We start from the raw sequence: 25224 nt of genomic DNA on the forward strand, positions 1-25224 counted from the left end.
GGTAAACAAACAGTTGGCAAACGCTTTTCCGGTGCGCCCGGCGCCTTTTGCCGCCGCCTCCCTGATGCTAAAGCTTTATGGGCCAGAAGGATCGATTCCCCATTCGAGGCGGCATACGGGCGTGCAGGGTCTTGTCTATCTTTTCATTGCGCTGAGCGGCGCGGGGCTGGGCGCCGCGGCTTATTTCGTGCTCGCCTTCACGCCGATCGAGGCAGCGCTTCTTGCGCTCATCGTTCTCGTCGGCGGCGCGCTGGTCCACGAGCGCACGATGCGCCACCGCGCCGAAGCCAAGCTTCAGAAAGGCGTGAGCGAGATGGGCAAGCTTCTGAGCACCGACGCGCAGGCCGGCCAGGTGCTCTCCAAAAGGGTCAATGCGCTCATCGAACTCGATCTGGGCGCGCGCATGGAAGTCATCGAAGCCGATATGAGTGTGCTGGGGACCGTCGTCAGGCAGGTGGCGGAAGCGGTCTCCGAACTCGAGGCCGCCCAGGCCGCGGCCCCCGGACCGACATCGGAGCCCGCGCGCGAAGACCGGCGCCCGCCTCCGCGCCCGACGGTTCCGCTCGCGGTCGTCGAGGCCGCCCTCGACAACGACCGCCTCGTCCATCACGTCCACCCCATCCTGACGCTGCCGCAACGGCGGCTGCACGCCTATGAACTTTACCCGCGTCTGAGCCTCGAAGGCGGCAGGCTCGCCGATCCGCCCGAATATATGCCCGTCGGTATCGCGGGCGGCGCCACGGTCATCCGCCGTATCGAGCGGATCTGCACCGAAGAGGCCATCCGTCTCGTCCGGCGCGCGCGGCTTCTGGGCGAGCCGCTGAAGGTGCACGTTCCGCTCGTGGTATCCTCGCTCGCCGACCGCGCCTATCTCGACCAGCTTCTGGCGCTGCTTTCGGCCAACCGCGCCGTCAATCCCGATATCTTCTTTGCGCTCGATCACGCCGATTGGGAGGCGCTGGGCAAGGCTGAAAGCGATAGTCTGGCACTGCTCGTCAAGGAGGGTGCGGGGCTTGCCATCAGGGATGCCGACACGCTGCGGCTCGACTTCGCCGGCCTTGCGGACAAGGGGGTTCGTTATCTTTCGGTCGACGCCGGCCAGTTCATCGACCGGCCGTCGGCGCTTACCGATTTCCATTCCGCCGACATCGACGACTATGTCCGGCGCTTCGGGATCAGCCTCGTCCTGGCCGGTACCCGGACCGAACAGCAGATTCTCTCGCTACTCGACGACGATATCAAACTCGCCCAGGGGGACGCGCTGGCCAAGCCCGGTCCCGTCCGCCCCGACCTTGCTGAAGACGGCAATGACGACCTGCGGGCCGCGGCCGGCCGTTGACCGGACACTGCCCCGACACGAAATCTTCAGTGCTGCGCCGCTAGGCTGTACCCGAGCCGATTCGAATGAACGAAAGTGCACCGATGACCGATTTGACCGGCCCCCTCCCGGGCCTTTCCGTATTGACGTCGCAATACCACGCGATCCTTTCGGACGTCTGGGGCGTCGTTCATAACGGGGTCGCCCAGCATGAAGCGGCGGTCGATGCGCTCACGCGATTCCGCGCCCAGGGCGGACGCGTCGTCCTTATCACCAATGCTCCGCGCCCGCGCGGTCCAATCATCGCACAACTCGACGCGCTCGGCGTGTCGCGCGATGCCTATGACGGCCTCATTTCCTCAGGTGATGCGACCCGGACCCTGCTCGAGGGCTACAAGGGCAAGACGATCCACCGGGTCGGACCCGAACAGGACGATATGCTCTTTGACGGCCTCGATATCGCGTTCGGCGATGTTGCCGAGGCGAGCGCCGTCGTCGTCACCGATCTCGACACGGACGACGAAACCCCCGACGACTACAGGGACCGCATGGAGGCCTGGCTCGCGCGCGGGCTGCCGATGATCTGCGCCAATCCCGACAAGGTGGTCGAGGAGGGCGACCGGCTGGTCTACTGCGGCGGCGCGCTGGCGGATGCCTATGAGGATGCGGGCGGCCGCGTGATGATGGCGGGCAAGCCCTTCAACCCGATCTACGAGCAGGCCAAGGACATGCTCGATACGGCGGGCGGGCGCACCTACGCACCCTCGCGCGTCCTGGCAATCGGGGATTCGCTGCGCACCGACGCCATGGGCGCGGCGCAATTCGGCATCGACCTCCTGTTCGTCACCGGCTCGATCCACGCCGAGGAACTCGACGCCTTCAACAATCCGCCACCCCAGCGGATTGCGAATTTCATCTCGCCCAGCCGGGTGCGCCTTGCGGGGTATATGCCAAAGCTGGCGTGGTAGGTGCGCGCTATTCGAGGTGTTCTGCGATCCACATCTTGATCAGCGCTTGCCGGGTGATGCCCAGGCGCTTCGCCTGCCGGTCCAATCCAGTGACCATCCATACTGGAAAATCGACGTTCACCCGCTTGCTCTCGATGTTCCGGCGCCGGGCTTTCGACCAATCGAATTCGGCGGACACATCTTCGCCGGCGTCGAACTTCCGGTCCAACTCAGAAGCTTTCATAATATTCGATCTCCTCTTTCCGGGCGCGACGGACGGAAATGATGCGCACGGCGTCGCCCCGATAAGTGCAAACTGCAGCCCAATGTTTGGTCCTGATCATTCCTATGATCAAAAACCGCGGCTCATCCACGGTTCGCGCAGGAACCTCTAGAAGGCGGTCGTCATTCCAAAGCACCTGTGCGTCTTCGAAATCGATACCGTGTTTTTCGTAGTTCGCCACACTCTTTGCGGGATCATACTCGAACTGCATGATGTTCCATTTGGTGCGATAATGGTATAATTTCTATACAAAACGCATTCCAAGATGGAAATCAAGCGGCGGCGGTGTTTTGGCAAAAGCGAGCGCTGCCTGCCTCCCCCTTGCATCCGCCCCCCGAACAGGGCAGGTTCGCGCGTCAAAAACCGAACCAGCTCCTCACGCGCCCCGATGACCACGACATCCGAATTTTTCCGGCTCGACGGCCTTGATGCCGTGCCCGACGCGGCGCGGGGCGGGGTTGTTGCGATCGGGAATTTCGACGGGTTTCACCGCGGGCATCAAAGCGTGTTCGACGCGGCCAAGGCCATGGCGCGCGAAAAGCATGTGCCGGCGCTGATCCTCACCTTCGAGCCGCACCCGCGCGACGTCTTTGCGCCCGCGCCGTTCCTTCACCGGCTGACCTATGCCGGCGACAAGGCCAGGCTCGCCGAGGCGCTGGGCTTCGATGGGCTCGTGGTGTTGCCGTTTTCACGCGATCTTTCAAGCGTCGAGGCGCCGGATTTCGTTTCGCGCTATCTGATCGATGCGCTCGGGGCGAGCGGCGTCGTAGCCGGGGCGGATTTTCATTTCGGCAAGGGCCGGGCGGGGACGCCGGAATTCCTCAAGGCCGAAGGCGAGCGGCGCGGGTTCGGCGTCGAGATCGTCGGGATGCTCGATGAGGGCGACGAGCCGGTTTCCTCCTCGCGCATCCGCGCTGCGCTGGCCGAAGGCGGGGTCGAGGCGGCGAACCGGCTGCTCGGCTATCACCACTTCATATCCGGCACGGTGATCGAAGGCGATAAGCGCGGGCGGGAGCTTGGGTATCCCACCGCCAATTTCGCGCTGCCGGAAACAAACGTGCTCGCGCAGGGCGTTTATGGGGTCAAGGTGCGGGTTGCGGGCGAAGTCTTCGGCGGCGTCGCCGCCTTTGGCAAGCCGATGTTCGACAACACACGCCCGCCATTTGAGGCCTTCATTTTCGATTTCGACCGCGATATCTATGGCCAGACCATAGAGGTGGCGCTTTTGAGCTATATCCGCGGACAGATGACTTTCGACAGCCTAGATGCGCTCATCGCACAGATGGACGCCGACACGGCGGCTGCGCGAATTACCATCGCCCAGGCGCGTCCGCTCTCCAGGCTCGACGCCGCGCTGGGCTTTATCGCGGACTGACCTTCTGTTTGGTCGCGTTCTCGAACCGCAAAAGTGGTACCCACTTTTGCTGAGAACCCTCAAAACCGTTGGATAAACCGGGCTGCACTGCTAAAAGCGGCCCAACCCCGAAATCTCCGAAGATTTTGCGAGTAGCAATGACCGATACTGCACCGGGCGCGACGACCGAGCGCGACTATTCGACAACGCTTTTCCTGCCCCAGACCGAATTTCCCATGCGGGCCGGTCTGCCAAAGCGCGAGCCCGATTGGCTTAAGCGCTGGGAGGACATGCACCTATATGAACGCCTGCGCGAACAAAGCGCCGACAAGCCCAAATTCACCCTCCACGACGGCCCGCCCTACGCCAACGGCAATATCCATATCGGGCACGCGCTCAACAAGACGCTCAAGGATCTGGTATCGCGCTCGATGCAGATGCTGGGGTACAACGCGGCCTATGTGCCGGGTTGGGACTGCCACGGCCTGCCCATCGAATGGAAGATCGAGGAGCAGTACCGCGCCAAGGGCAAGAACAAGGACGAGGTGCCCATCAACGAATTCCGTGCCGAGTGCCGGACATTTGCCGATCACTGGATCGACGTGCAGCGCGAGGAATTCAAGCGCCTGGGCGTGATGGGGGATTGGGACAACCCGTACCTCACCATGAGCTTCGACGCCGAAGCGCAGATCGCGCGCGAGCTGATGAAGGTCGCAAAGGCCGGGCAGCTTTATCGCGGGTCCAAGCCGGTGATGTGGAGTGTGGTCGAGCGGACCGCGCTGGCCGAGGCCGAGATCGAATATCAGGACTATGAGAGCGATGCGGTCTGGGTGAAGTTTCCTGTAACAAGACAGGTCTGGGCAGACGATGCGCCTGAGGAAAAGTTCTTGGACGCATTTGTCGTCATCTGGACCACCACCCCTTGGACCATTCCCGCCAATCGCGCGGTGTCATATTCATCCAAACTCGAGTATGGCCTTTATGAAGTTGATACCGCCGAGAACGATTTTGGTCCGCAGCCAGGTGAAAAGCTGATTTTTGCCGACGCGCTCGCGGAAGAGTGCGCGGCTAAGGCCAAGCTGAAGTTCAAGCGTATCTCGAGCGTGAGCGCTGACGAACTTGCCGCGATCACCTGTCACCATCCGCTGCGCGGCCTCGGTGGCGGCTATACCTTCGACGTTCCGCTGCTTGACGGAGAGCACGTTACCGATGAGGCCGGTACAGGCTTCGTGCACACTGCCCCCGGCCACGGCGTTGACGACTTTGAGGTCTGGATGTCGAACGCGCGCGAACTCGAAGCACGCGGCATCGATACCAACATCCCCTTCCTCGTCGACGCCGATGGCTTCTATACCAAGGACGTCGCAGCATTCGGTCCGGACGCTGCTGAAGGCGCCGCGCGGATCATCGACGACAAGGGCAAGAAGGGCGACGCCAACAAGCGCGTCATCGCGGCACTGATCGAGGCCGACAAGCTATTCGCGCGCGGACGGGTCAAGCACCAGTACCCGCACTCATGGCGTTCGAAAAAGCCGATCATCTTCCGCAACACCCCGCAATGGTTCGTCTATATGGACAAGGACATCGGCGGGGAAGGCGATACGCTGCGCGATCGGGCATTGAAGGCCATCGACAATACCAAATTCGTGCCCGCCGCGCGCCAGACGCGGCTGCGCTCGATGATCGAGAACCGGCCCGATTGGGTGCTCTCGCGCCAGCGCGCCTGGGGCGTGCCGATCACGGTGTTCGTTCATAAGGACACCGGTGAAATCCTCGTTGACGAGACGGTCAATCACCGCATCGCGCAGGCCTTCGAGGAAGAGGGCGCCGATGCATGGTTCGCCGAGGGCGCCAAGGCGCGGTTCCTTGGCGACGCGGTGGACAGTCACGACGACTGGGAGCAGGTGACCGACATCCTCGATGTGTGGTTCGACAGCGGTTCGACGCACGCGTTCGTTCTCGAAAACAAGCAGAAATGGCCGCACCTCAAATGGCCGGCCTCGATGTATCTCGAAGGCACCGACCAGCATCGCGGGTGGTTCCATTCCTCGCTGCTCGAAAGCTGCGTGACCCGGGGCCGCGCACCCTATGACTCGGTTCTGACCCACGGGTTCACCATGGACCAGAACGGGTTCAAAATGAGCAAGTCGGCGGGCAACGTCGTCGCGCCACAGGACATCATCAAACAGTACGGCGCCGATATCCTGCGGCTCTGGGCGGCAACCATCGACTATGCCGAAGATCACCGGTTGGGCGACGAAATCCTCAAAAATACCGTCGAGACCTACCGCAAGATCCGCAATTCCTTCCGCTGGCTGCTGGGGAACCTCGCCCACTACAATGCCGATGAGGCCGTGGCGCGCGAGGAAATGCCGGAACTGGAAAAGCTGATCCTGCACCGGCTCTTCACGCTCGATAAGGAGGTTCGGGCCGCTTACGAGGCATTCGACTACAAGCGCGTCGTCTCGCTCGTGGGCAATTTCATGAACCTTGAATTGTCCGCGTTCTATTTCGACGTTCGGAAGGACGCGCTTTACTGCGATCCGCTCTCTTCGGTGCGCCGCAAGGCATCGCTCACCGTTCTCGACCAGCTCTATTCATGCCTCACCGCCTGGCTTGCGCCGGTCCTGGTCTTCACGATGGAAGAGGTCTGGCTCGAGCGGAACCCGGGCGAGACAAGCTCGGTGCACGCGCGCGTATTCCCCGACCTTCCCGCCGATTGGCAGGATGACGTTCTGGCCGAAAAGTGGTCGAAAATTCGCGCCGTGCGCCGGGTGGTTACCGGGGCCCTGGAGATCGAGCGGAAGAACAAGACCATCGGCTCCTCGCTCGAGGCTGCGCCGAAGGTCTATGTCTCCGACCCGGCGCTGCTCGAGGCGATCAGCGGGCACGACATGGCCGACATCGCGATCACCTCGGGCCTGGAGATCATCGAGGGCGGCAATCCGCCTGCCGATGCGTTCACGCTCGACGAGGTGCCCGGCGTCGCCGTCGAATTTGCGCTTGCCGAGGGCAAAAGGTGCGCGCGCTCCTGGAAAATCACTGCCGATGTCGGGACCGATCCGGACTATCCGGATTTGACCCCGCGCGACGCCCAGGCCATGCGCGAGCGCGCCCGGACCGGGTTGCCTGCATGAGGGCAGTTTCCCAACCGTCCGTCCTCTGGAGTCTCATACTGGGGACGGACGTCCTGATCCTCGATCGGCTGCACAAATATATCCAGATCGACGTTTTTGGCTGGACGGGCGGCGAGGTGGTGCCGATCACCTCGTTCTTCGACTACATCCTCGTCTGGAATACCGGCATTTCCTATGGCCTGCTCGGCGGGCTGACGCCGGAAATGCTGTTGATCGTCATGGGCGTCGCGGTGGTGGCGCTTGCGTTCTGGTGGGCGAAGGATGACGGGCTGTTGACGCGGGTCGGGATCGCACTTGCCATCGGGGGGGCGCTCTCGAACGCGATCGACCGGATCGTTTACGGTGCCGTTGCCGATTTCTTCCATTTTCACGTAGGGAATTTTTCCTGGTACGTCTTCAACATCGCCGACGTGGCCATCACCTTTGGCGTCGTTCTTCTGGTTGCCGACGTCCTCTGGCCGCGGCGCAAGGTCGAGGCGGACTCCTGAATTCGGTCAAATTCTGGCCATAGGACCAGCGATGCGTTATAGGGTGGGAAAAATTTTATGGGTTTGAGGCGTTCGATGTTTTCTCGCGTATCCGGTATCTTCGCGCACGGCCGTGTGGCCGCCGGCGCGGTTGCCCTGTCGGGCCTTCTGGCGCTGAATGCGTGCACGACCATCGAGGGCACCAACGCGATGATGGACCCCGCGACGTTCGAGCGCGAGGTGCTGCGGACAACCCTTCAGGGCGTCGGCCTTGTTCCTCAGGAAGACAAGACGCCCGTTTCGGTCGAGCGCGCGCCGCTCGTCGTTCCTGCCGCCGGCACCACGGCACCACCGCCGCAGCAGTCCACCGCGACGATCCCCGAGGATCGCGACGCGGTCGTAGTCGACGCCTCGGGTCTGACCCAGGCCGATTTGCAGATGCTGCGCGATGGCCGTGTGGTCGACGCGTCCTCGGGCTCCGGCCGGCCTCTGACCGAGGCGGAAACCCGTCAGCTCGCCGCGCGCATGGCGGCTTATAACCGGCAGCGCGGGGTGACGGAGCGCAACATCTATCTGCCACCGGAAGACTATTTCACGCAGGTGGGCGGCCAGGATCTGATTTGCCTTGCGCCCAACGGCGATCTGGTGTCTATCAGCGATCCCGCGTGCCCGCCCGACGTCCGGGCGCAGTTGGCTGCGCAGAACCAGTAGCATCGCCGATGTTCTGAACCGTTTCCAGGCGAGGTCCCCGCGGGGCCTCGCTTGTGTTATTTGGCCCACTGAAATGAGACCGCACCCCTTTTTTACCGGGAAGCGCCCTGAGAGATGAACGACACCCAAGCCCCCTCCGGCGAACGCCTCGCCAAAGTCATCGCCCGCGCGGGGTTATGCTCGCGCCGCGACGCCGAAACCTGGATCAGCGCCGGCCGCGTCTCGGTCAACGGCAGCATAGTCAAGACGCCGGCCTTCAACGTAATCGACAGCGATACCGTCGAAGTTGACGGCAAACCGGTCGCGCGGCGCGAGCCCACCCAGGCCTGGCTCTATCACAAGCCCGCCGGGCTGATGGTGACCGAGAAAGACCCCGAGGGACGCCCGACGGTTTTCGACGAATTCGCCAAGCTCGGCCTGCCGCGCGTACTGACGGTGGGGCGGCTCGACTTCAACACCGAAGGACTGCTGCTGCTCACCAATGACGGGGGCGTCAAGCGCACGCTCGAACTCCCCGCTACCGGCTGGCTGCGCCGCTATCGCGTGCGCGCCTTCGGCTCGGTGACCCAGGACCAGCTCAATACGCTCGCCAACGGCACGACTGTCGAGGGCGTCGAATATGGCCCGATCGAAGCCAAACTCGACAGCGTCAAGGGCTCCAACGTCTGGCTCACGGTCGCCCTGCGCGAGGGCAAGAACCGTGAGGTGCGCGTCGTGCTCGGCGCGCTCGGGCTCGAGGTCAATCGCCTGATCCGAGTTTCGTATGGCCCGTTCCAGCTCGGCGACCTGCCGGTCGGCGCCGTCGAGAAGGTGAAAACCCGCATCCTGCAGGATCAGCTTGGCAAGAAGCTCGCCGAACGCTCGGGCGCGGATTTCGACAGTCCGGCGCGCGAGGACGAGGCGAACCAGCCGCGCCGCCGGATGCCCGAGAAGCCGGAAAGCCGCCCGACCGAGCGCGATCGCTTCGGCGGCCTGCGCAAGCGTCCCGACTTCAAGCGCAATGAAGCCCCCAGAGGGCGTGAGCGCACCATTCATTTCGACGATGGCCGCCCCTCCGAAACCTTCATCGAGAAGCCGAAGTTCGAAAAGCGTGGCCGCGACGACGACCGTCCCGCGCGTTCGGGCGACAAGAAGCCGTTTGCCAAGGGCGCGCGTAGCGACAAGCCCTTCCGCAAGGACGAAGGACGCCCGTACGCCAAGCGCCCGGCACGCGACGATCGCGAAACGGGCGAACGCCCGCCCCGCCGTGACGGGGGCAAGCCGTTCGCGAAAGGCCCGCGCCGTGACGGCGACAAGCCTTTCCGCAAGGATGAAGGCCGTCCGACGTCCAAACGCCCCACGCGTCCCGACCGCGAGCGCGAGGCCGGGGATCGCCCGCCGCGCCGCGAAGGCGGCAAGCCGTTCGCCAAAGGCCCGGGCGCCGGACGCGGCGGCAAACCCGGCGGTAGCGGAAAGTCCTTCGGCAACCGCGCCGACGGCCAGTGCCGGAGCGGAAAGCCAGGGGGCGCGCGTCCCGGCAGGCCTGCAGGGCGTCCCTCCGGCCCCCGCAAGCCCCGGGGCGAATAAGCCATGCGCATCGTTGCGGGCAAGTTCCGCGGCAAGCAGCTCGACACGCCCAAATCCGGTGCGATCCGCCCCACCGCGGACCGGGTGCGCGAAGCGGTGTTTTCGATCATCGGCTCGCGCATCGGCCCGAACCTTGACGGCGTGCGCGTACTCGATCTTTTCGCCGGAACCGGCGCCATGGGCCTTGAAGCCCTCTCGCGTGGCGCCGGGCACTGTATCTTCGTCGATTCCGGCATCGAGGCGCGCGGGCTCATCCGCGGGCACATCGAAGCGTTCGGCGTCGCCGGACAGGTGAAGCTCCTGAAACGCGATGCGACCGACCTCGGCCCCATCGAGCGGCTGAAACCCGCCACCCTCGTCTTCGCCGATCCGCCTTACGGGCAGGGGCTGGGGGAAAAGGCGCTCGCAAGCGCGCTCAGGGGCGGATGGATTGCAGCGGGGGCGCTGGTGGTACTCGAGGAGCGCAAGGATGTCGCCGTCACGGCGCCCGAAGGTTTCGCGATCATCGACCGGCGGGACTATGCTGATACGGCAGTGACGCTGATGGATGTAACGGGTTAGCGTCGACGCCATCTAAAGGGAGACTGTGACAATGGCCGAAATGCTGACGATACCCGATCTCAAGGACAAAGCCGTTCTGATCACCGGCGCTTCCACCGGAATCGGCGCGGCCTTGGCACGCGCCTTCGCCGCGCAGGGAGCGAAGGTTGGGCTGCACTACAACAGCAGTGCCGATCAGGCGCGGACCGTGGCCGATGAAATCGCGGCCGCGGGCGGCAGCGTTAAGCTGATCCAGGGCGACGTCAGCAGGCCGGAGGAATTGGAACGTGTCGTCGAAGAAGCCGCCGCAGCCCTTGGCGGCCTCGACGGGCTGATCAACAACGCCGGCGCGATGATCGGGCGGGTGAACTATGCCGATGCGACGAGCGAGTATTACGACCAGGTGATGGACCTAAATGCGCGCTCGGTCATCATAGCGTCGCGGATCGCCTTTGCGCATATGAAGGCTAAAGGCGGGTTCATCATCAATACAAGCTCGATTGCCGCACGCAATGGCGCGCTGGGCGGCGCTGGCATTTACGGATCGGCAAAGGCGTTCGTCTCCAACGCCACGCGCGGCATGGCCAAGGAATTCATCCCCTACGGGATCCGCGTCAACGCCGTATCGCCCGGTGTGATCACCACGCCGTTCCAGGAGCGCTATTCGACGCCCGAGGGGCTCGAAGCGATCCGGAAGGGCATCCCGATGGGGCGGCTTGGGACCGCGGAAGACTGCGTCGGCGCCTATCTCTTTTTGGCGTCGGAAATGCTTTCCGGATACGTGATCGGGCAGACGCTCGAGGTCAATGGCGGTCAGTTGATGCCGTAGAGGCGGTCATCGCCGCCCGAACAATCGCTCAAGGTCACCCTTTTTGAGCTCGATATAGGTCGGGCGCCCGTGGATGCACTGGCCTGAATGGGGCGTAGCCTCCATTTCGCGCAGGAGCGCGTTCATTTCATCCCCGCGCAGGCGCCTGCCCGAGCGGACGGAACCGTGACAGGCCATGCGCGCGATGATTGCGTCCATGCGCTCTTCGACGACCGCCACGCTGTCCCATTCGGCAAGTCCGTCGGCAAGGTCGCGGATGAGGCCTTCGACGTCGGCCTGGCCGAGCAGGGCGGGGGTCTCGTTGACCGCGATGGCCGAGGGGCCGAAGCGTTCGAGATAGAGTCCCAGCCGCTCGAGCACGGACCGCGCGTCTTCGAGCCGGCCGCAATCTTCCTCGGGCAGGTCGACGACCACCGGGATCAGCTGCGCCTGGCTCGGGACCGGGCCGGCCCGGAGCTGATTGCGGAAGCGTTCGTAGACTAGCCGTTCGTGGGCGGCGTGCTGATCGATAAGAACGAGCGCATCGCCGTTCTGGGCGACGATGTAGTTCTCGAAAACCTGCGCGCGAGCGACACCGAGCGGATAGTCGGTATCCGGCACCGTTTCGGCCAAAGGCTCCATCCGTGCGCTCGGCGCGTCGAAGCGGCGATGGTGCGCCGCGACCTCGGCGGAAAAATTAGGGCGTTCAGCCGGTGTCCAGCCAGGCGCAGGCGTTGAAGACGTTGCGGCAGGCTCGGCAAATGCCGCCTGGCCCGGCCCGGCCGGCTGCGCCGGCGCCTCGGGGACGCGGAAGCTGGCGAGCGCATTGTCGGCAACCGAGGACGACGCGCGGAAACCTGCCGCGCCCAGCGCCTCGGTGAGCGCGCGGATCACGGTGCCGCGCACAGCGCCGGGGTCGCGGAAACGCAGCTCGGCCTTGGTCGGGTGGACGTTGACGTCGACATCCGCGGGATCGATGGCGACGAAAAGCGCCAGCACCGGGAAGCGGTCACGGTGGAGGAAATCGGCATAGGCCGCGCGCACGGCGCCCAGAAGCACCTTGTCGCGCACCGAGCGGCCATTGACGAAATAAAACTGGTTGAGCGTATTGGCACGGCTATAGGTCGGCAGCCCCGCCAGCCCGCCCACGACAATCCCGCCGCGTGAAAAGGCGATCTCCTGCGCGTTCTTGGGAAAATCCGTGCCGATGATCTGCGCGAGGCGGGCGTGGACCGCATTCTCGCCTGTTTGCGCGGGCCAGTTGGTCGCGGAGCGATCCGAACCCGAGAGCACGAAATGCACGCCCCGGTGCGCCATGGCGAGGCGCTTCACGACGTCGGTGATCGCGTTGGCTTCGGCGCGGTCGGTCTTTAGAAACTTGAGCCGCGCGGGGACGGCGGCGAAGAGGTTTTTGACTTCGACGATGGTGCCCCTGTTCATGGCCTGCGGCACGGGCCCTTCGCGCAGGCCGCGTTTGAGCGTGAGTTTCAGTCCGCTCTGCGCATTTGCCGGACGTGAGGCGATGGACAGGTCCGAGACGGCGCCGATCGAGGCCAGCGCCTCACCGCGAAAGCCCAGCGTGCGGATGTCGTCGAGCCCGCCATCTGACAGTTTCGACGTAGCGTGGCGCTCGACAGACAGGAGTAGGTCGGTCTCGTCCATGCCGTGGCCGTCGTCCTCGATGCGGATGAGACCCTTGCCGCCCGCGCCGGTCGTGATCGCGATACGCCTCGCACCCGCGTCGAGCGCATTCTCGACGAGCTCCTTGACGACGCTTGCGGGCCGCTCGACGACCTCGCCCGCCGCGATTTTGTTGACCAGATCGTCTGGAAGCTGCCGGATGGCCATGCGGGGTGATTCTCCTTTGGCGTCATTCTAGGCGCCACGCGGGTGCGATGCACGGGGCGAGACACCAAACTCCAAAGCTGATAGAGGCTTGTCGCCATGGATGCAGGTTTCAACCCGATGGATATGGCGTTCGCCCTTGCCGAGCAGGCCGCGCTCGCAGGCGAAGTGCCCGTCGGCGCGGTGATCGTTAAAGACGGGCAGCTCGTCGCCGCTGAGCGCAACCGCATGCGCGCGTCCGGCGATCCGACCGGGCATGCCGAAATGCTGGCGATCCGCGCCGCGCTCAAGAAGATCGGCAGCGGCCGGCTGGCGCAATGCGATCTCTACGTCACCCTCGAACCATGCACCATGTGCGCAGGCGCCATCGCCCACGCGAAAATTCGCAGGCTCTATTATGCCGCCGAGGACCCCAAGGGCGGTGCCGTGGACAATGGCGTGCGGTTTTTCGATCAGCCCACCTGCCACCACGCGCCCGAGGTGATCGGCGGTCTGTCCGAGGGGCGCGCAGCGGAGATGCTCAGGAGATTTTTCGCTGAGCGGCGATGAATTCCTCGATCTTGTCGCCCAGTAGCCGCTTGAACCGGTCTTTTTCCTTGTCTCCCGCCGCGATGATTTCCCTGACGCGCCAATATTCATGCGCGCCATACGCCGAGAGAAATGGCCGGAAATAAAGGTCGGGCGGATAGGCGGCGATCATGTGGGCCGTCAACGCATGCATCATGATCTGCGCCGAACCAAGACCGATATCGAGGGCCGAAGGCACCGCCTCGCGCGGCCAGTCCTGCGGGTCACCATTCACATCGATGCCGATCAGGATATTGGATCCCGCCGCGGCGATATCGAGTGGCAGCGGGTTCACCACGCCGCCATCCACCAGAAGGGTTTCGTGGTAATGGACCGGCTTGAAAAGGCTTGGAATGGCGAGCGATCCCGCCACGGCGGGGCGCAGCGGCCCCTCATGGAAAACGACCTGATGCCAGGATTTGAAATCCGTGGCGATGCAGGAAAACGGGATGGTCAGTTCCTCGAACGTCGCGGGCATATCCAGGGGCGTGAAGGCGTCATAGACCTTCTCGGCATTGAGCTGGATCGACAGTCCCTCGGCCAGAACCTGTTTGACCGAGCGCATATGCGTCGACAGCAGCCTGCCGAAAAGCCCGTTCATCGAACCAAGGCGCTCTTGCGACAATTCCCGGATCTCCCGGCCGGTCATGCCGGCAGCCCAGCCAGAGCCGATCAGGGCGCCGATGGAGGTGCCGGCGATCCGGTCGGGCCTCAGCCCCATTTCATCCATCGCTTCGATGAACGGGATATGCGCGAGCCCCCGGGCAGACCCACCCCCGAGTGCGATACCGATCCGCGGATCGTCGATCGTGCCCACGCTTCAGCCTCTGGTTCTCTCCGTCCAGAGGCTAAACCAGATGCGGCCTATTGAGAAGAGACTGCACGCCATCCGATATCGCGGCGGCAGAACCCCTCGGGCCAGTCGATAGCATCGACCGCCGCATAGGCCCGCGCCTGCGCTTCTGCGACGTCGCTGCCAACCGCAGTGACGTTGAGAACCCGCCCGCCAGTGGCCTTGAGCGCCGCGCCCTCTCGCGCCGTTCCCGCGTGGAAGACCTGAACCCCGTCGGAGTTCGCAGCGTCCGCGCCGGCAATCGCCGTCCCCTTTTCGTAGGCGCCGGGATAGCCCTTGGCGGCGAGCACGACCGTGAGCGCGACGCCATCGCGCCAGCGCGGCGTCACCGGGGCCAGCCGCCCTGTGGCGGCACCTTCGAGAATGTCGAGCAGGTCACTCTCGAGGAGCATCATCAGGACCTGGCACTCGGGGTCGCCGAACCGTGTGTTGAATTCGATGAGCTTGGGGCCCTCGGCGGTCATCATCAGCCCGGCGAAAAGCACGCCGGAAAAGGGTGTGCCGCGCGCGGCCATGCCGCGGATCGCCGGCTCGATGATTTCGCGCAACGCGCGCTCGACCAGCGCATCGGTCATGACCGGGGCGGGGGCATAGGCACCCATGCCACCGGTGTTGGGCCCCTCGTCGCCGTCATAGGCTCGCTTGTGGTCCTGGGCCGGGGGCAGAAGGGTGATGTGCTCGCCGTCGCAGACCGCAAAAAGGCTGGCTTCCTCTCCCATAAGGCATTCTTCGATGACGACCTCGGCGCCCGCATTCCCGAACGCCCCGTCGAAGCATTCGCGCAGCGCCGCCTCGGCGGCTTCGATCGTCCCGGCGACAGTGACGCCTTTGCCCGCCGCAAGCCCGTCGGCCTTGATGACGATGGGCGCGCCCTGTTCCCTGAGATAGGCGAGGGCAGGGTCGAGGGCATCGAACCTGGCGTAGCGCGCCGTGGGTATGCCCATCTCGTCGCATAGGGCCTTGGTGAAGGCTTTCGAGCCCTCGAGCTGCGCGGCGGCCTTCGAGGGGCCGAAAACTGCAAGGCCGGCGGCGCGCAGATCGTCCGCAATCCCGGCAACCAGCGGCCCCTCGGGGCCGACAACCACGAGATCGATCAGTTCGCGCTGACAGAAAGCGGCAACCGCGTCGTGATCGGCCACGTCGAGGGCGATGTTTTCCGCCACCAGCGCCGTACCGCCATTCCCGGGTGCAACGAAGAGCTTTTCGAGCCGGTCCGATTTCGCCATGGCCCACGCCAGCGCGTGCTCGCGGCCCCCCGACCCGATCAGCAATACCCGCATCGTCGCCCGTTCCCCTTGTATGATTGCGTTGAGACGGACCGTCTACCACGGGTCGCCCGCACCCGCCAGCCTTGACCGAATCCCCGCGATGCGCGACCACAGGACAATGACCGACGTTCAGTCCAACGCCCACGAATTTACCGTTTCCGAGATATCCCAGGCGGTCAAACGCACCGTCGAGGATAATTTCGGTTTTGTCCGCGTGCGCGGTGAAATCTCGGGCTTCCGCGGGCGACATTCCTCCGGGCACTGCTATTTTACCCTGAAGGACGAGAACGCCGCGATCGACTCGGTGATCTGGAAGGGCAATTACGCCCGGCTTGCCTTCAAGCCCGAAGAGGGGCTTGAAGTCATCGCGACGGGCCGTCTGACGACATTTTCGCGCTCGTCGAAATATCAGATCGTCATCGAACAGCTCGAACCAGCCGGCGCGGGCGCGCTCATGGCGCTGCTCGAGGAGCGGCGCAAGAAGTTCATCGCCGAAGGGCTGTTCGCCCCCGAGCGCAAGAAGGATCTGCCGTACCTTCCACGCGTCATCGGAGTGGTGACGTCGCCCACCGGCGCGGTCATCCGCGATATCATCCATCGACTCGAGGACCGCTTCCCGTCCCACGTGATCGTCTGGCCCGTCCGCGTCCAGGGCGAGACCTGCGCGCCGGAGGTGACCGCGGCCATCGACGGGTTCAACGCGTTGCGGCCCGGTGACGCAATCCCGCGCCCGGACCTCCTGATTGTCGCCCGTGGCGGCGGCTCGATCGAAGACCTCTGGGGGTTCAACGAGGAAAGTGTCGTACGCGCGGTGGCGCGGTCGGAAATTCCCGTGATCTCGGCGGTGGGGCACGAAACCGACGTCACGCTCGTCGATTACGTCGCCGACCGGCGCGCGCCGACACCGACGGGCGCCGCGGAAATGGCCGTGCCTGTGCGCGGGGAACTGATTGCCTATGTCGACGATCTTGGCGCGCGCCAGCGCAACGCCGCGCGACGCCTCGCGGGCAATCTGCGCGACCGCTTCCGCGCCGCTGCGGCGGGGATGCCGCGCGCAACCGATCTAACTGCAACCCAGCGCCAGCGCCTCGATATGGCCTCGACGCGCCTCACCTCGGCGCTTCGTTCGGCCCGGCACGCCAAGGTGCTGGCCCTTTCGGAAACATCGCGGTCGCTTGGGCCGGGCCTTCTGCAGTCGCGAATGCACAAAAGCCGCGCGGACCTCGACCGGCTCTCAAACCGTGCCGCCTATCTGGCGACAGGCCGCGTCTCGCGCGCGCAATTGCGGCTCTCCCCGCTCGCGAGCGCGTTGCGTCCACAATTGCTCAAGACCCCGATCGAACGCGCCGCAACGCGGATCGATACGCTCGCCCAGCGGCTTCTGCCGGCCTTTGTGCGAAAGGTAGAGGACCGCCGCACACGGCTCGAAGCCTCAAGCCGGCTGCTTGAAACCGTGGGCTACAAACAGGTGCTCGCGCGCGGATTTGCGCTCGTCACCGACGCGGACGGCCATATCGTCCGCTCGCCCGACGCCGTCAAGCCCGGCGACGCCCTCGCGATTACCGTTGCAGATGGCCGGATCGATGCCCATGTCTCTGGTGCGCCCGCAGCACCCCGGCGCAAGGCCAAGACCGACACCGATCCTGGCGGACAGGAAAGTCTCTTTTGACGGCGCGCGCGCCGGAGCGTAAAAAGATAGCGTTATGAATATTCTCGAAAGCGGGTTCAGCCCGTCCGAAGCGCAGGTCAAATATCTCGACGCCGACTATGTTGTCGTCAAGCCCGGCACGTTTGTGCGCTGCGCGATAACCGGTACGCCGATCCCCATCGAAGAGCTGACCTATTGGAGCGTCGACCGGCAGGAGCCCTACGCGAACGCCGAGGCGGCATTCACCGCCTATTTGCGCGATCGGAAGGGTTGAGCCGCCTCAGTCCTTTTCCGCCGGATCGAGCAGCCGGTGCAGGTGCACGATGAAATAGCGCATCTCGGCGTTGTCGACTGTCATCTGTGCCTTCTGTTTCCAGACGTCATAGGCGGCCTTGTAGTTGGGAAAAACGCCAACGACATCGACCGCGTCGAGATCCTTGAACTGAACACCTTCGAGGTTCGAAAGCTCACCGCCGATCACAAGGTGCAGCAACTGTTTCTGTTCGGTCTCGCTCATCTTCCACTTTGCTCCAGTGTGGTGGGATCGGGACAGCCATAGACGGTGCGCAACGCATCGCACAGCATGTCTTTTAGCGACGGGTCGGCGGTTGCTGCAAGAGCCCCGTGACGAGTATCGGCCCGGTTGTAGTGTGGCCGGCCGGCACAAGCGTCGCGAAAATCCGCCCCGGCCTCGGCGAGAATAATGTCCGCGCCTGCGATATCCCAGTCCTGCGCGCCGCGCCTGGCGACAGTTGCGTCGAGCTTGCCCCGCGCGACCTGAACGAGCCGGTAGGCAAGCGAGGGATACATTGGGCCTTTTTCATAGACGAGACCGGCGCTCTGGAGTTCGGTATGCACCGCGCCCGGCGCGGGAATGAGCCGGTCGGCATCCCCCCGATAGGAGGCCCTGAGGGGCTGCCCGTTGAGCGTTGCCCCCCGCCCAAGCGCGGCAGCGTACATTTCGTCGCGTGCCGGCGCGTAGACGACGCCTGCGACCGGTATGCCATCCTCAACCACGGCAAGACTGACGCACCAGCTATCCTCGCCCTTGATGAACCCGCGCGTTCCGTCGATGGGGTCGACGACAAAGACCCGGCGGTGGTCCAGCCGGTCGGTGGTATCGACCTGCTCCTCGCTCAGCCAGCCATAATCGGGCCGTGCGCCCAAAAGCGCCTGGCCCAAAAACGTATCGATGGCGATGTCGGCCTCGGTGACGGGCGAGGTGATATTCTTGGTCCAGGTCTTGAGATCGGTGCGGAAGAACCCCAGTCCGATAATCCCCGCATGCACGGCCGCCGAGCGCAGAAGCGCCAGGTCATCCTGTGCAGGGCTCGGAGCGGCAGTGGACATACAGGTCCCATGGTTGATCGCGAACACCCGGCAGCGCCTTGTACCCCGCCGGTTTGGCGCCCTTCCTATGCGCTTGGCGGCAAAGGCGCAAGTAAGCCCGGTTAATCGCCTCTTACACCTGGTGAGAAACCGCTAACCCATTTTGAGACAAGACAAACTTAACCCAGTTTTTTAAGCGGATGGCGAGCCGGCTGCGTTAGTTTGACCTCACCAAAAGAGAGCGGAACAAAAAAACAAGCTCTCGAAAGTTGACAGTGAGGCTAAATATGGTTCGCGGCGCTAGCATTATCGGTTCGCCCGTCGCATTGCAGATGGGCAATCCCTTTCCACCCGGCACGTCTTTATTCGCGGCCAACGACAATCGCTCCTCGCGTGAGGTGATGACCGTGACCGTGCGGCGCGTGCTCGATAAGAGCGGGCTGGTGGTCAAGGTCAAGGTGCCTGTTGGCGAGTATACAGGTGTTGCGGTCGCCACATCGATTTCCGAAGAAGGTGAGCTTTCGAGCGCCATCGAGCTGATCCACCCCAATCCCGAACTCAACTATCGAGTCTACGAGGAAAAGGGGAATACCAACGTCGTGGCCGAATGGCAGAACTGGGGCAAAAAGCTCCGCCTGCCGCTCTATATCCGCGCCGGCGACGGCAATCTCATTGCATATTCCCAGCAGGTCGACGGCCTGATGGTCGGCAGCCAGTCCGGGCGCCGCATGCTTGGTCCCGACGTCGACCGCCGCACCCGCTTCGCCCGCCGCCGCAAGCCCGGCGAGCAACGCGCATAGTTTGAAGGATATTTTGGGGATGTATGAGGAAGCCCGGCTGGAAACGGCCGGGCTTTTTGCTATCGTGCGTGCTCGGTAGCCTTTTTCAACGCCTCTTCACTCCATTGATTGAGGCTCATACCAGCGCTCTCCGCCGCCATGGCCGCTTGCGAATGGACAGCCGGATCAATGCGAAGCATCAGATTGCCTGAATAGGCCTTCTCCGGGCTTTTGCCGACCTTCTTGCAGGATTCAAGGTAATCCTCGACCGCCTCGGCGAAAGCCAGCTTGAGATCGGCAACGGTGTCGGCGTGAAAGCCTACGACATCGTTGATGCCAAGGATGCGTCCGAAGAAGATCTCGTCATCGGCGTCAAATGCTACCGACGCCTTATATCCTTTATAGCCAAGCACGCTGCTCATGGCTGTACTCCGATCTTAACTAGAAACTCTCGTGCGGCGCGAACTTGATAGCGTTTGGCTTCTTTGGCTGGGTGCGGGCGATGGAAATAGGCAATTGTCTCGTTCTTGACAAACCGCACCGCGGACCCTTTGCCTTCGATAACGCTGCAGCCGGCCGCAATCAGCAAGCTTTCTATCGCCGCCCAAGCGATGCTTCCCGAGACAGGGTCTGTGAAAACCGCCTTCAGCGTTGCGCGATGCTTGCTGTTCATGCAAGCATTTAAGCAGTGATAGCGAATTTTGCAAGCGTGGACCTAAACAAGCCCCGCCGCAACGAACGCCAGCGTCAGCGCTACCCCCACCCAATGGTTCGCCTTGAACCGCGCCAGGCAGTTGGGCCCGTCTTTGCGGTCGAGCGTCACGATCTGCCAGGCGAGGATCGCGCCGGGCGCCAGCATGAATAGCGCAAGATCCCAACCCGATCCGGCGAGCTGCCCTGCGGCAAACCACAGTATCATCGCCAGCGCATAAAAGCCGGTGACAAACGGCCTGGGCCGCTCGCCAACCAGCAGCGCGGTGGATTTGACGCCAATCAGGACATCGTCTTCGACGTCCTGCAATGCGTAAATCGTGTCGTAGCCGATGGTCCAGGCGATGGTGGCGGCGTAAAGAACCAGCGGTGCCCAGTCGAGGCCGCCGGTGATCGCGGTCCAGCCCACGAATGCGCCCCAGGAGAACGCGAAGCCGAGGAAAAGCTGCGGCCAGTAGGTCACGCGCTTCATGAACGGGTAGATCGCGACCGGGACGAGCGAGGCGAGGCCCATGACGACGGTAACGACGTTGAACTGCAAAAGCACCGCAAGCCCGACGAGCGCCTGGGCCACAAGCCAGACCGCGGCCTGTTTAACGCTGACCTGGCCCGAGGGGATCGGGCGCGAGCGCGTGCGGGCCACCTTGTCGTCGATATCGCGGTCCACGATGTCGTTGAAGGTGCATCCGGCGCCGCGCATGGCCACGGCGCCGATGAAAAAGAGAACGAAATAGGAGAGGTTGAAGACCGTTCCCGTCGCCGTGCTCGCGATGGCAAGCGCGAAGGCGCAGGGCCAGAACAGAAGTTGATAGCCGATAGGCCGGTCGAGCCGGGACATGCGCAGATAGGGCTTTGCGGCTTCTGGCGCGAACCGGTCGACCCAATTGCCCTTGACGGCGTCTGCGACGCTGCCCGACGGTCTGGCGGATGGCGATGACATCGTCACTCCTCTTTCGATCGGCCCCGGCTCAAGCCTCTTGCAGGGGGGCGCGCAAGACGGCTATGCCCAAATTCGGACGTTTGTTTTCCCCAAGAAGCTCTAGTTGCCCCAACCCGCAAGTCAACAGGACCCGATGCCGCGTACCCACAAGACCCTGCCGCGCCTTTATGTCGAAACCGCGATGAGCACCGGCACCGAGATCGCCCTCGACAAGGCGCAGACCAATTATCTCGTCAACGTGCTGCGGCGCGGGGCAGGGGAGCAGTGCGTCGTCTTTAACGGCCGCGATGGCGCGTTTCTGGCGCGGATCGCGCAGGCGTCGAAAAAGACCGTGACGCTCGACCTCGTCGCGCAAACCGCCGCCCAGACCGAGCCCAACGACCTCTGGTGCGGCTTCGCGCCGATCAAACGGCTCGACTATATCGTCCAGAAGGCGACCGAGATGGGGGCCGGGACCATCCAGCCGGTGATCACGCGGCATGTCCAGAACCCGCGCGTAAACATCGACAAGCTGCGCGCCAACGCAATTGAAGCCGCCGAGCAGTGTGAGGTGTTGTCGGTTCCGCAGATCGAAGACGCGATTGCGTTCGATGCCCTTATCACGGGCTGGACCGAGGCTCACGGCGACCGCAAGCTGATTTTTTGCGATGAGGATGCAGCGTCCGAGTCGCCCATAGATTCGCTCGCAGCGCTCGAGGGAACGCGCTTGGGCCTGTTGGTTGGTCCCGAAGGCGGGTTCGCCCCCGAGGAGCGCGAGCGCCTGCTCGCGCAAGATTTCGTGATCCCCATCAGCCTCGGGCCGCGCATACTGCGCGCCGATACCGCCGCGGTAGCGGCCCTTGCGCTGATTCAGGCCGTCGCCGGGGATTGGCAACCTTTTATCGGCAATTGACGATAAAAGGGATTGAAACCACAATCGGGACCGGTATTGTCGCGGCGCCGGCACGTAACCAGTCAGCAAAGACCGCCGGCCCGACCACCGAGGTAGTTCATGGCCAATACGCCGTCCCCGCATATCGAATCGCGGCATCAGCTCGTCGAAACCCTTTCGCGCGGCTGTAAACCCAAGTCCGACTGGCGTATCGGCACCGAACACGAGAAGTTCACCTACTATTCGGACACGTTTAAACCCGTTCCCTATTTCGGCGAACGCGGCATCGGCGCGCTGCTCGACAAGGCGCAGCGCGAAACCGCATGGACGCCCTACTATGACGGGGAGAACGTCATCGGCCTCAATAACCCCCTCGGCGGCGGCGCGATCTCGCTTGAACCCGGCGGGCAGTTCGAATTGTCGGGCGCGCCGCTCGAAACGATCCACGAGACGTGTGTGGAGGCCAACGACCACCTGCGCATGTTGCGCAAGTTCACGGGCCCCATGGGCATCGAATTCCTCGGCATGGGGGTCACCCCCACCTGGACCCTTGCCGAAATCCCGCAAATGCCGAAATCGCGCTACGGGATCATGGCGCCTTATATGGAAAAGGTCGGCACGCTGGGCACGTCGATGATGTTTCGTTCGGCCACCGTGCAGGTCAATCTCGACTTTGCCGATGAGGCCGACATGGTCAGAAAGCTGCGCGTCGGGCTGGCGCTGCAGCCGGTCGCGACGGCGCTGTTCGCCAATTCGCCTTTCCTCGAGGGCAAGCCCAACGGCTTCCTCTCGTTCCGCTCGCATATCTGGCGCAACGCCGATGCCGCGCGCACCGGCATGCTGCCCTTCGTCTTCGAGGAGGGCATGAGCTTCGAGCGCTATGTCGAGTACGCACTCGACGTGCCTATGTATTTCGTCATCCGCGACGGCAAGTACGTTAATTGCGCCGGTGAGAGCTTCCGTGCCTTCCTCGATGGCAAGCTGCCGCAACTGCCCGGAGAAATTCCGACTCTCAAGGACTGGGAAGACCATCTCTCGACGCTCTTCCCCGAAGTGCGCATGAAGCAGTTCCTCGAGATGCGCGGCGCCGACGGCGGGCCTTGGCAGGGGATCTGCGCGCTGCCGGCCTTCTGGGTCGGGCTCCTGTACGACGGCGTGGCCCTCGACGCCGCATGGGACCTTGTCAAGGACTGGACTGCCGAGGAGCGGGAAACCCTGCGTGCCGAAGTGCCGCGCACGGCCCTCAAGACCCCGTTTCGCTCCGGAACCGTTTACGACATCGCCAAAGAGGCCGTGGCGATTGCGCGCGCAGGCCTCAAGGCGCGCGGCAATCGCAATTGGGAAGGCGCGGACGAAACCATCTTCCTCAAACCGCTCGACCGCACGCTCGAAACCGGCAAGACGCCCGCTGAGCGACTGCTCGACTGCTACCATGGCGACTGGCATGGCGACGTGACGCGTATCTATACCGATCACGCGATGGCGCGCGGCGCGGCATAAGCGCTACTTCGTCTGTGCCTTGAACACCCGGACGCCGAGCCATGCGCCCAGGAGCAGGAACCCCAGGGCGACCACAACGCCGATGGCCGTTTCGGGCGAGGCAATCTCACCCCGGAAAACCGCGCGCAGCCCTTCGACCACGTGCTTGATCGGGTTGGCGTCCGACACGATCCGCAGCCAGAAAGGCGCCAGGCTCATGGGCAGCAGAATGCCCGAAAGCAAAAGGATCGGCAGCGCGAACATGTTGACCAGCGGCGCGAACGCGTTTTCGCTCTTCAGGCTCAGCGCGGCCGCGTAGGAGAGGGCGGAAAAGGCTGCGCCCAGAAGCCCCACGACGAACAATCCGACCACAACGACGCTCCATGGTACGCGCAGGCCCATGACATAGGCCGCGCCCAAAAGGATGAGGCCCTGGACGATAACGAGCAGCGTGTCGTGCAGAACCCGCCCGCCGATCAGCGCCCAGCGGCTCGCGGGCGTGACCAGCATCCGGTCGATAACGCCCGAGCGCCACTCGGCGATAATGCCGAATCCGACGAACGCCGTGCCGAAAATCCCCAGTTGAACAAGCAGCCCCGGCACGAAAACCTGCCAGGCGTCGCCCGCAGGAAACCCGGGCGTCTTCGCCACCTCAAGCAGCAGCGGACCGAACAGGGTCAGATAGAGGATCGGCTGCATGATCGAGATGAACATCCAGGTGGGGTTCGTCAGCGAGAGCCGCAGTGCCCGCAGGAAAACGACATAGGTGTCGGATAGAAATCGCATGGCTTTGTTCCCTCAGGCGGCTTCGTCGCGCAGCGAGCGGCCGGTCAGGGTGAGAAACACATCGTCGAGCGTCGGGCGCTTGACCGCGACGCCCGCGATCTCGATGGCGTTGCGGTCCAGGAGCCGCAGGATCGCGGGCAGGGCCGCTCCGCCGTCCGGCACATGCAGGTGAACAACCGCGTCCTCGATGATCGGCGCGTCCGCGCCCGGCAGTTCCCCGAGCAATCCGGCGGCCACCTCGGCTTTTTCCGCGTCCGCCAGCGTCAGCGTCACCGCATCGCCCGAGACGCGTTTCTTGAGCTCTTCCTGAGTCCCGGTCGCGACGATTTCGCCGTGGTCGATAATGAGGATGCGGTCCGCGAGCTGGTCGGCCTCGTCCATATAATGCGTTGTGATGAACACTGTCGTCCCCAGATCGTCCCGCAGCTTACGGATATGATCCCAGAGATTGGCACGGCTCTGCGGATCGAGCCCCGTCGAGGGTTCATCGAGAAAGACGAGCTCGGGCTCATGAATAAGCCCCATCACGATGTCGAGCCGCCGCCGCTGTCCGCCCGAAAGCGCGTTGCACTTGCGATCCCATATGCCCTCGAGGTCGAGCGCGGCCAACAGCGCCTTTCCCCGTTCGATGGCCGTCCTTTTGGGGATGCCGTAAAGGCGCGCATGATCGACGACCTCATTGCCGGCAAGCGCGTCGCCCAGGGTGCCGCCGCTTTGGGAGACATAGCCGATCCGCCGGCGCACACCCTCCGGATCGGTCAGAAGATCGCAACCGGCGACCTGAGCCTCCCCGCCCGTGGGTTCGAGCAGCGTGCAGAGCATCTTGAGCGTCGTCGTCTTGCCCGCGCCGTTGGGCCCGAGAAAGCCGACGATCTCCCCGCGCCGGACGTCGATGTCGATCCCGCGTACGGCCTCGATGAGCGCCTTGCGGGACTTGTAGACGCGCTTGAGGCCGCGCGCGCGAACAATAAGGTCTGGCGATGGGGTGGGCATGGCTGGAAATCTCTGGACGGCGTT

At 63.8% G+C, this 25224-nt stretch carries 27 protein-coding genes; 15 read left to right on the top strand and 12 right to left on the bottom strand.

The features are described from left to right. Window positions 1–121: 121 nt before the first annotated feature. Entirely contained in the window at window positions 122–1339 is a 1218-nt protein-coding gene (locus tag LSG43_RS04815) for an EAL domain-containing protein (RefSeq protein WP_231801704.1), read from the top strand. 83 nt (window positions 1340–1422) lie between these two features. Next, a complete protein-coding gene (locus LSG43_RS04820) occupies window positions 1423–2286 on the top strand; it encodes a TIGR01459 family HAD-type hydrolase (protein ID WP_231801705.1) in 864 nt (287 codons plus the stop codon). 7 nt (window positions 2287–2293) lie between these two features. On the opposite strand, the gene brnA is transcribed toward LSG43_RS04820, so the two are convergent. Both brnA and LSG43_RS04830 read right to left on the bottom strand, forming a co-directional pair. Continuing rightward, entirely contained in the window at window positions 2294–2509 is a 216-nt protein-coding gene (gene brnA / locus LSG43_RS04825) for a type II toxin-antitoxin system BrnA family antitoxin (RefSeq protein WP_231801706.1), read from the bottom strand. Further along, window positions 2496–2759 (bottom strand): BrnT family toxin, encoded by a 264-nt coding sequence (locus LSG43_RS04830; protein WP_231801707.1) that lies wholly within the window; start codon window positions 2757–2759, stop codon window positions 2496–2498. Before LSG43_RS04830 ends, brnA begins: the two co-directional genes overlap by 14 nt. A 177-nt stretch (window positions 2760–2936) precedes the next feature. On the opposite strand from LSG43_RS04830, the gene LSG43_RS04835 reads away from it, so the two are divergent. From LSG43_RS04835 to LSG43_RS04865, 7 genes are all read left to right on the top strand, one after another. Next, a complete protein-coding gene (locus LSG43_RS04835; protein WP_231801709.1) occupies window positions 2937–3923 on the top strand; it encodes a bifunctional riboflavin kinase/FAD synthetase in 987 nt (328 codons plus the stop codon). 137 nt (window positions 3924–4060) lie between these two features. Next, window positions 4061–7039 carry an isoleucine--tRNA ligase gene (gene ileS / locus LSG43_RS04840; RefSeq protein ID WP_231801710.1) on the top strand — a complete coding sequence of 993 codons (2979 nt, stop codon included), beginning with the start codon at window positions 4061–4063 and terminating at the stop codon, window positions 7037–7039. Continuing rightward, window positions 7036–7527 carry a signal peptidase II gene (lspA, locus tag LSG43_RS04845; RefSeq protein ID WP_231801711.1) on the top strand — a complete coding sequence of 164 codons (492 nt, stop codon included), beginning with the start codon at window positions 7036–7038 and terminating at the stop codon, window positions 7525–7527. The genes ileS and lspA overlap by 4 nt, the downstream gene beginning before the upstream one ends. A 75-nt stretch (window positions 7528–7602) precedes the next feature. Further along, a complete protein-coding gene (locus tag LSG43_RS04850; RefSeq protein WP_231801712.1) occupies window positions 7603–8217 on the top strand; it encodes a hypothetical protein in 615 nt (204 codons plus the stop codon). Window positions 8218–8331: 114 nt separating this feature from the next. Continuing rightward, complete coding sequence (locus LSG43_RS04855; RefSeq protein ID WP_231801713.1) at window positions 8332–9783, top strand: pseudouridine synthase; 1452 nt, start codon at window positions 8332–8334, stop codon at window positions 9781–9783. A 3-nt stretch (window positions 9784–9786) separates the two neighbouring features. Further along, the gene (rsmD, locus tag LSG43_RS04860) at window positions 9787–10344 is read left to right on the top strand and encodes a 16S rRNA (guanine(966)-N(2))-methyltransferase RsmD (RefSeq protein WP_231801714.1); all 558 of its coding nucleotides are present in this window, start codon (window positions 9787–9789) and stop codon (window positions 10342–10344) included. 31 nt (window positions 10345–10375) lie between these two features. Further along, on the top strand, window positions 10376–11152 hold the full coding sequence (locus LSG43_RS04865; protein ID WP_231801715.1) for an SDR family NAD(P)-dependent oxidoreductase: 777 nt from the start codon (window positions 10376–10378) through the stop codon (window positions 11150–11152). 6 nt (window positions 11153–11158) lie between these two features. Here the strand turns inward: LSG43_RS04865 and mutL are convergent, their stop codons facing one another. After that, window positions 11159–12979, bottom strand: coding sequence for a DNA mismatch repair endonuclease MutL (mutL, locus tag LSG43_RS04870; RefSeq protein ID WP_231801716.1), 1821 nt, complete (start codon window positions 12977–12979; stop codon window positions 11159–11161). Window positions 12980–13075: 96 nt separating this feature from the next. Here mutL and LSG43_RS04875 point away from each other — a divergent pair, with 96 nt between their 5' ends. Next, entirely contained in the window at window positions 13076–13525 is a 450-nt protein-coding gene (locus LSG43_RS04875) for a nucleoside deaminase (protein ID WP_231801717.1), read from the top strand. Here the strand turns inward: LSG43_RS04875 and LSG43_RS04880 are convergent. Beyond that, entirely contained in the window at window positions 13497–14360 is an 864-nt protein-coding gene (locus LSG43_RS04880) for a patatin-like phospholipase family protein (protein WP_231801718.1), read from the bottom strand. The genes LSG43_RS04875 and LSG43_RS04880 overlap by 29 nt on opposite strands. Before the next feature lie 47 nt (window positions 14361–14407). Further along, window positions 14408–15676 (bottom strand): phosphoribosylamine--glycine ligase, encoded by a 1269-nt coding sequence (gene purD / locus LSG43_RS04885; RefSeq protein WP_231801719.1) that lies wholly within the window; start codon window positions 15674–15676, stop codon window positions 14408–14410. 106 nt (window positions 15677–15782) lie between these two features. Between purD and xseA the strand changes: the two genes are divergently transcribed. Both xseA and LSG43_RS04895 read left to right on the top strand, forming a co-directional pair. Beyond that, window positions 15783–17333, top strand: coding sequence for an exodeoxyribonuclease VII large subunit (gene xseA / locus LSG43_RS04890; RefSeq protein ID WP_231801721.1), 1551 nt, complete (start codon window positions 15783–15785; stop codon window positions 17331–17333). 34 nt (window positions 17334–17367) lie between these two features. Continuing rightward, a complete protein-coding gene (locus tag LSG43_RS04895) occupies window positions 17368–17586 on the top strand; it encodes a DUF2093 domain-containing protein (protein WP_231801723.1) in 219 nt (72 codons plus the stop codon). Between the two features lie 6 nt (window positions 17587–17592). On the opposite strand, the gene LSG43_RS04900 is transcribed toward LSG43_RS04895, so the two are convergent. Next, a complete protein-coding gene (locus LSG43_RS04900) occupies window positions 17593–17829 on the bottom strand; it encodes a DUF4170 domain-containing protein (RefSeq protein WP_231801725.1) in 237 nt (78 codons plus the stop codon). After that, a complete protein-coding gene (locus tag LSG43_RS04905; protein ID WP_231801727.1) occupies window positions 17826–18662 on the bottom strand; it encodes a 3'(2'),5'-bisphosphate nucleotidase CysQ in 837 nt (278 codons plus the stop codon). The genes LSG43_RS04900 and LSG43_RS04905 overlap by 4 nt, the downstream gene beginning before the upstream one ends. Before the next feature lie 266 nt (window positions 18663–18928). Between LSG43_RS04905 and LSG43_RS04910 the strand changes: the two genes are divergently transcribed. Further along, a complete protein-coding gene (locus LSG43_RS04910; protein WP_231801729.1) occupies window positions 18929–19441 on the top strand; it encodes a DUF6101 family protein in 513 nt (170 codons plus the stop codon). 59 nt (window positions 19442–19500) lie between these two features. Here the strand turns inward: LSG43_RS04910 and LSG43_RS04915 are convergent, their stop codons facing one another. Genes LSG43_RS04915 through ubiA form a run of 3 tightly spaced genes read right to left on the bottom strand, consistent with a single transcriptional unit; the run spans window position 19501 to window position 21071 of the window. Beyond that, entirely contained in the window at window positions 19501–19842 is a 342-nt protein-coding gene (locus LSG43_RS04915; RefSeq protein ID WP_231801730.1) for a type II toxin-antitoxin system HicB family antitoxin, read from the bottom strand. Further along, window positions 19839–20093 carry a type II toxin-antitoxin system HicA family toxin gene (locus LSG43_RS04920; protein WP_231801731.1) on the bottom strand — a complete coding sequence of 85 codons (255 nt, stop codon included), beginning with the start codon at window positions 20091–20093 and terminating at the stop codon, window positions 19839–19841. The genes LSG43_RS04915 and LSG43_RS04920 overlap by 4 nt, the downstream gene beginning before the upstream one ends. A 42-nt stretch (window positions 20094–20135) precedes the next feature. Beyond that, complete coding sequence (gene ubiA / locus LSG43_RS04925; protein ID WP_231801732.1) at window positions 20136–21071, bottom strand: 4-hydroxybenzoate octaprenyltransferase; 936 nt, start codon at window positions 21069–21071, stop codon at window positions 20136–20138. A 133-nt stretch (window positions 21072–21204) separates the two neighbouring features. Here ubiA and LSG43_RS04930 point away from each other — a divergent pair, with 133 nt between their 5' ends. After that, window positions 21205–21963, top strand: coding sequence for a 16S rRNA (uracil(1498)-N(3))-methyltransferase (locus tag LSG43_RS04930; protein ID WP_231801733.1), 759 nt, complete (start codon window positions 21205–21207; stop codon window positions 21961–21963). Window positions 21964–22062: 99 nt separating this feature from the next. After that, on the top strand, window positions 22063–23442 hold the full coding sequence (locus LSG43_RS04935; protein ID WP_231801734.1) for a glutamate--cysteine ligase: 1380 nt from the start codon (window positions 22063–22065) through the stop codon (window positions 23440–23442). Between the two features lie 3 nt (window positions 23443–23445). Here the strand turns inward: LSG43_RS04935 and LSG43_RS04940 are convergent, their stop codons facing one another. Continuing rightward, complete coding sequence (locus LSG43_RS04940) at window positions 23446–24207, bottom strand: ABC transporter permease (RefSeq protein ID WP_231801735.1); 762 nt, start codon at window positions 24205–24207, stop codon at window positions 23446–23448. Between the two features lie 12 nt (window positions 24208–24219). Further along, window positions 24220–25200, bottom strand: a complete 981-nt coding sequence (locus LSG43_RS04945; RefSeq protein ID WP_231801736.1) for an ATP-binding cassette domain-containing protein — start codon at window positions 25198–25200, stop codon at window positions 24220–24222. Window positions 25201–25224 lie beyond the last annotated feature (24 nt).

This window comes from Pelagibacterium xiamenense (assembly GCF_021166475.1).
GTDB lineage: Bacteria > Pseudomonadota > Alphaproteobacteria > Rhizobiales > Devosiaceae > Pelagibacterium > Pelagibacterium xiamenense.

Excerpts from the sequence above, each read along its gene's own strand:
- LSG43_RS04945 (WP_231801736.1), bottom strand. The coding sequence starts at position 25,200 with ATGCCCACCCCATCGCCAGACCTTATTGTTCGCGCGCGCGGCCTCAAG.
- xseA (WP_231801721.1), top strand. The coding sequence starts at position 15,783 with ATGACCGACGTTCAGTCCAACGCCCACGAATTTACCGTTTCCGAGATA.
- LSG43_RS04900 (WP_231801725.1), bottom strand. The coding sequence starts at position 17,829 with ATGAGCGAGACCGAACAGAAACAGTTGCTGCACCTTGTGATCGGCGGT.
- LSG43_RS04865 (WP_231801715.1), top strand. The coding sequence starts at position 10,376 with ATGGCCGAAATGCTGACGATACCCGATCTCAAGGACAAAGCCGTTCTG.
- LSG43_RS04875 (WP_231801717.1), top strand. The coding sequence starts at position 13,076 with ATGGATGCAGGTTTCAACCCGATGGATATGGCGTTCGCCCTTGCCGAG.
- ileS (WP_231801710.1), top strand. The coding sequence starts at position 4,061 with ATGACCGATACTGCACCGGGCGCGACGACCGAGCGCGACTATTCGACA.
- purD (WP_231801719.1), bottom strand. The coding sequence starts at position 15,676 with ATGCGGGTATTGCTGATCGGGTCGGGGGGCCGCGAGCACGCGCTGGCG.
- LSG43_RS04830 (WP_231801707.1), bottom strand. The coding sequence starts at position 2,759 with ATGCAGTTCGAGTATGATCCCGCAAAGAGTGTGGCGAACTACGAAAAA.
- LSG43_RS04930 (WP_231801733.1), top strand. The coding sequence starts at position 21,205 with ATGCCGCGTACCCACAAGACCCTGCCGCGCCTTTATGTCGAAACCGCG.
- LSG43_RS04915 (WP_231801730.1), bottom strand. The coding sequence starts at position 19,842 with ATGAGCAGCGTGCTTGGCTATAAAGGATATAAGGCGTCGGTAGCATTT.
- LSG43_RS04835 (WP_231801709.1), top strand. The coding sequence starts at position 2,937 with ATGACCACGACATCCGAATTTTTCCGGCTCGACGGCCTTGATGCCGTG.
- LSG43_RS04820 (WP_231801705.1), top strand. The coding sequence starts at position 1,423 with ATGACCGATTTGACCGGCCCCCTCCCGGGCCTTTCCGTATTGACGTCG.
- LSG43_RS04940 (WP_231801735.1), bottom strand. The coding sequence starts at position 24,207 with ATGCGATTTCTATCCGACACCTATGTCGTTTTCCTGCGGGCACTGCGG.
- brnA (WP_231801706.1), bottom strand. The coding sequence starts at position 2,509 with ATGAAAGCTTCTGAGTTGGACCGGAAGTTCGACGCCGGCGAAGATGTG.
- lspA (WP_231801711.1), top strand. The coding sequence starts at position 7,036 with ATGAGGGCAGTTTCCCAACCGTCCGTCCTCTGGAGTCTCATACTGGGG.
- ubiA (WP_231801732.1), bottom strand. The coding sequence starts at position 21,071 with ATGTCATCGCCATCCGCCAGACCGTCGGGCAGCGTCGCAGACGCCGTC.
- LSG43_RS04850 (WP_231801712.1), top strand. The coding sequence starts at position 7,603 with ATGTTTTCTCGCGTATCCGGTATCTTCGCGCACGGCCGTGTGGCCGCC.
- LSG43_RS04895 (WP_231801723.1), top strand. The coding sequence starts at position 17,368 with ATGAATATTCTCGAAAGCGGGTTCAGCCCGTCCGAAGCGCAGGTCAAA.
- LSG43_RS04855 (WP_231801713.1), top strand. The coding sequence starts at position 8,332 with ATGAACGACACCCAAGCCCCCTCCGGCGAACGCCTCGCCAAAGTCATC.
- LSG43_RS04920 (WP_231801731.1), bottom strand. The coding sequence starts at position 20,093 with ATGAACAGCAAGCATCGCGCAACGCTGAAGGCGGTTTTCACAGACCCT.
- LSG43_RS04935 (WP_231801734.1), top strand. The coding sequence starts at position 22,063 with ATGGCCAATACGCCGTCCCCGCATATCGAATCGCGGCATCAGCTCGTC.
- LSG43_RS04910 (WP_231801729.1), top strand. The coding sequence starts at position 18,929 with ATGGTTCGCGGCGCTAGCATTATCGGTTCGCCCGTCGCATTGCAGATG.
- LSG43_RS04905 (WP_231801727.1), bottom strand. The coding sequence starts at position 18,662 with ATGTCCACTGCCGCTCCGAGCCCTGCACAGGATGACCTGGCGCTTCTG.
- rsmD (WP_231801714.1), top strand. The coding sequence starts at position 9,787 with ATGCGCATCGTTGCGGGCAAGTTCCGCGGCAAGCAGCTCGACACGCCC.
- mutL (WP_231801716.1), bottom strand. The coding sequence starts at position 12,979 with ATGGCCATCCGGCAGCTTCCAGACGATCTGGTCAACAAAATCGCGGCG.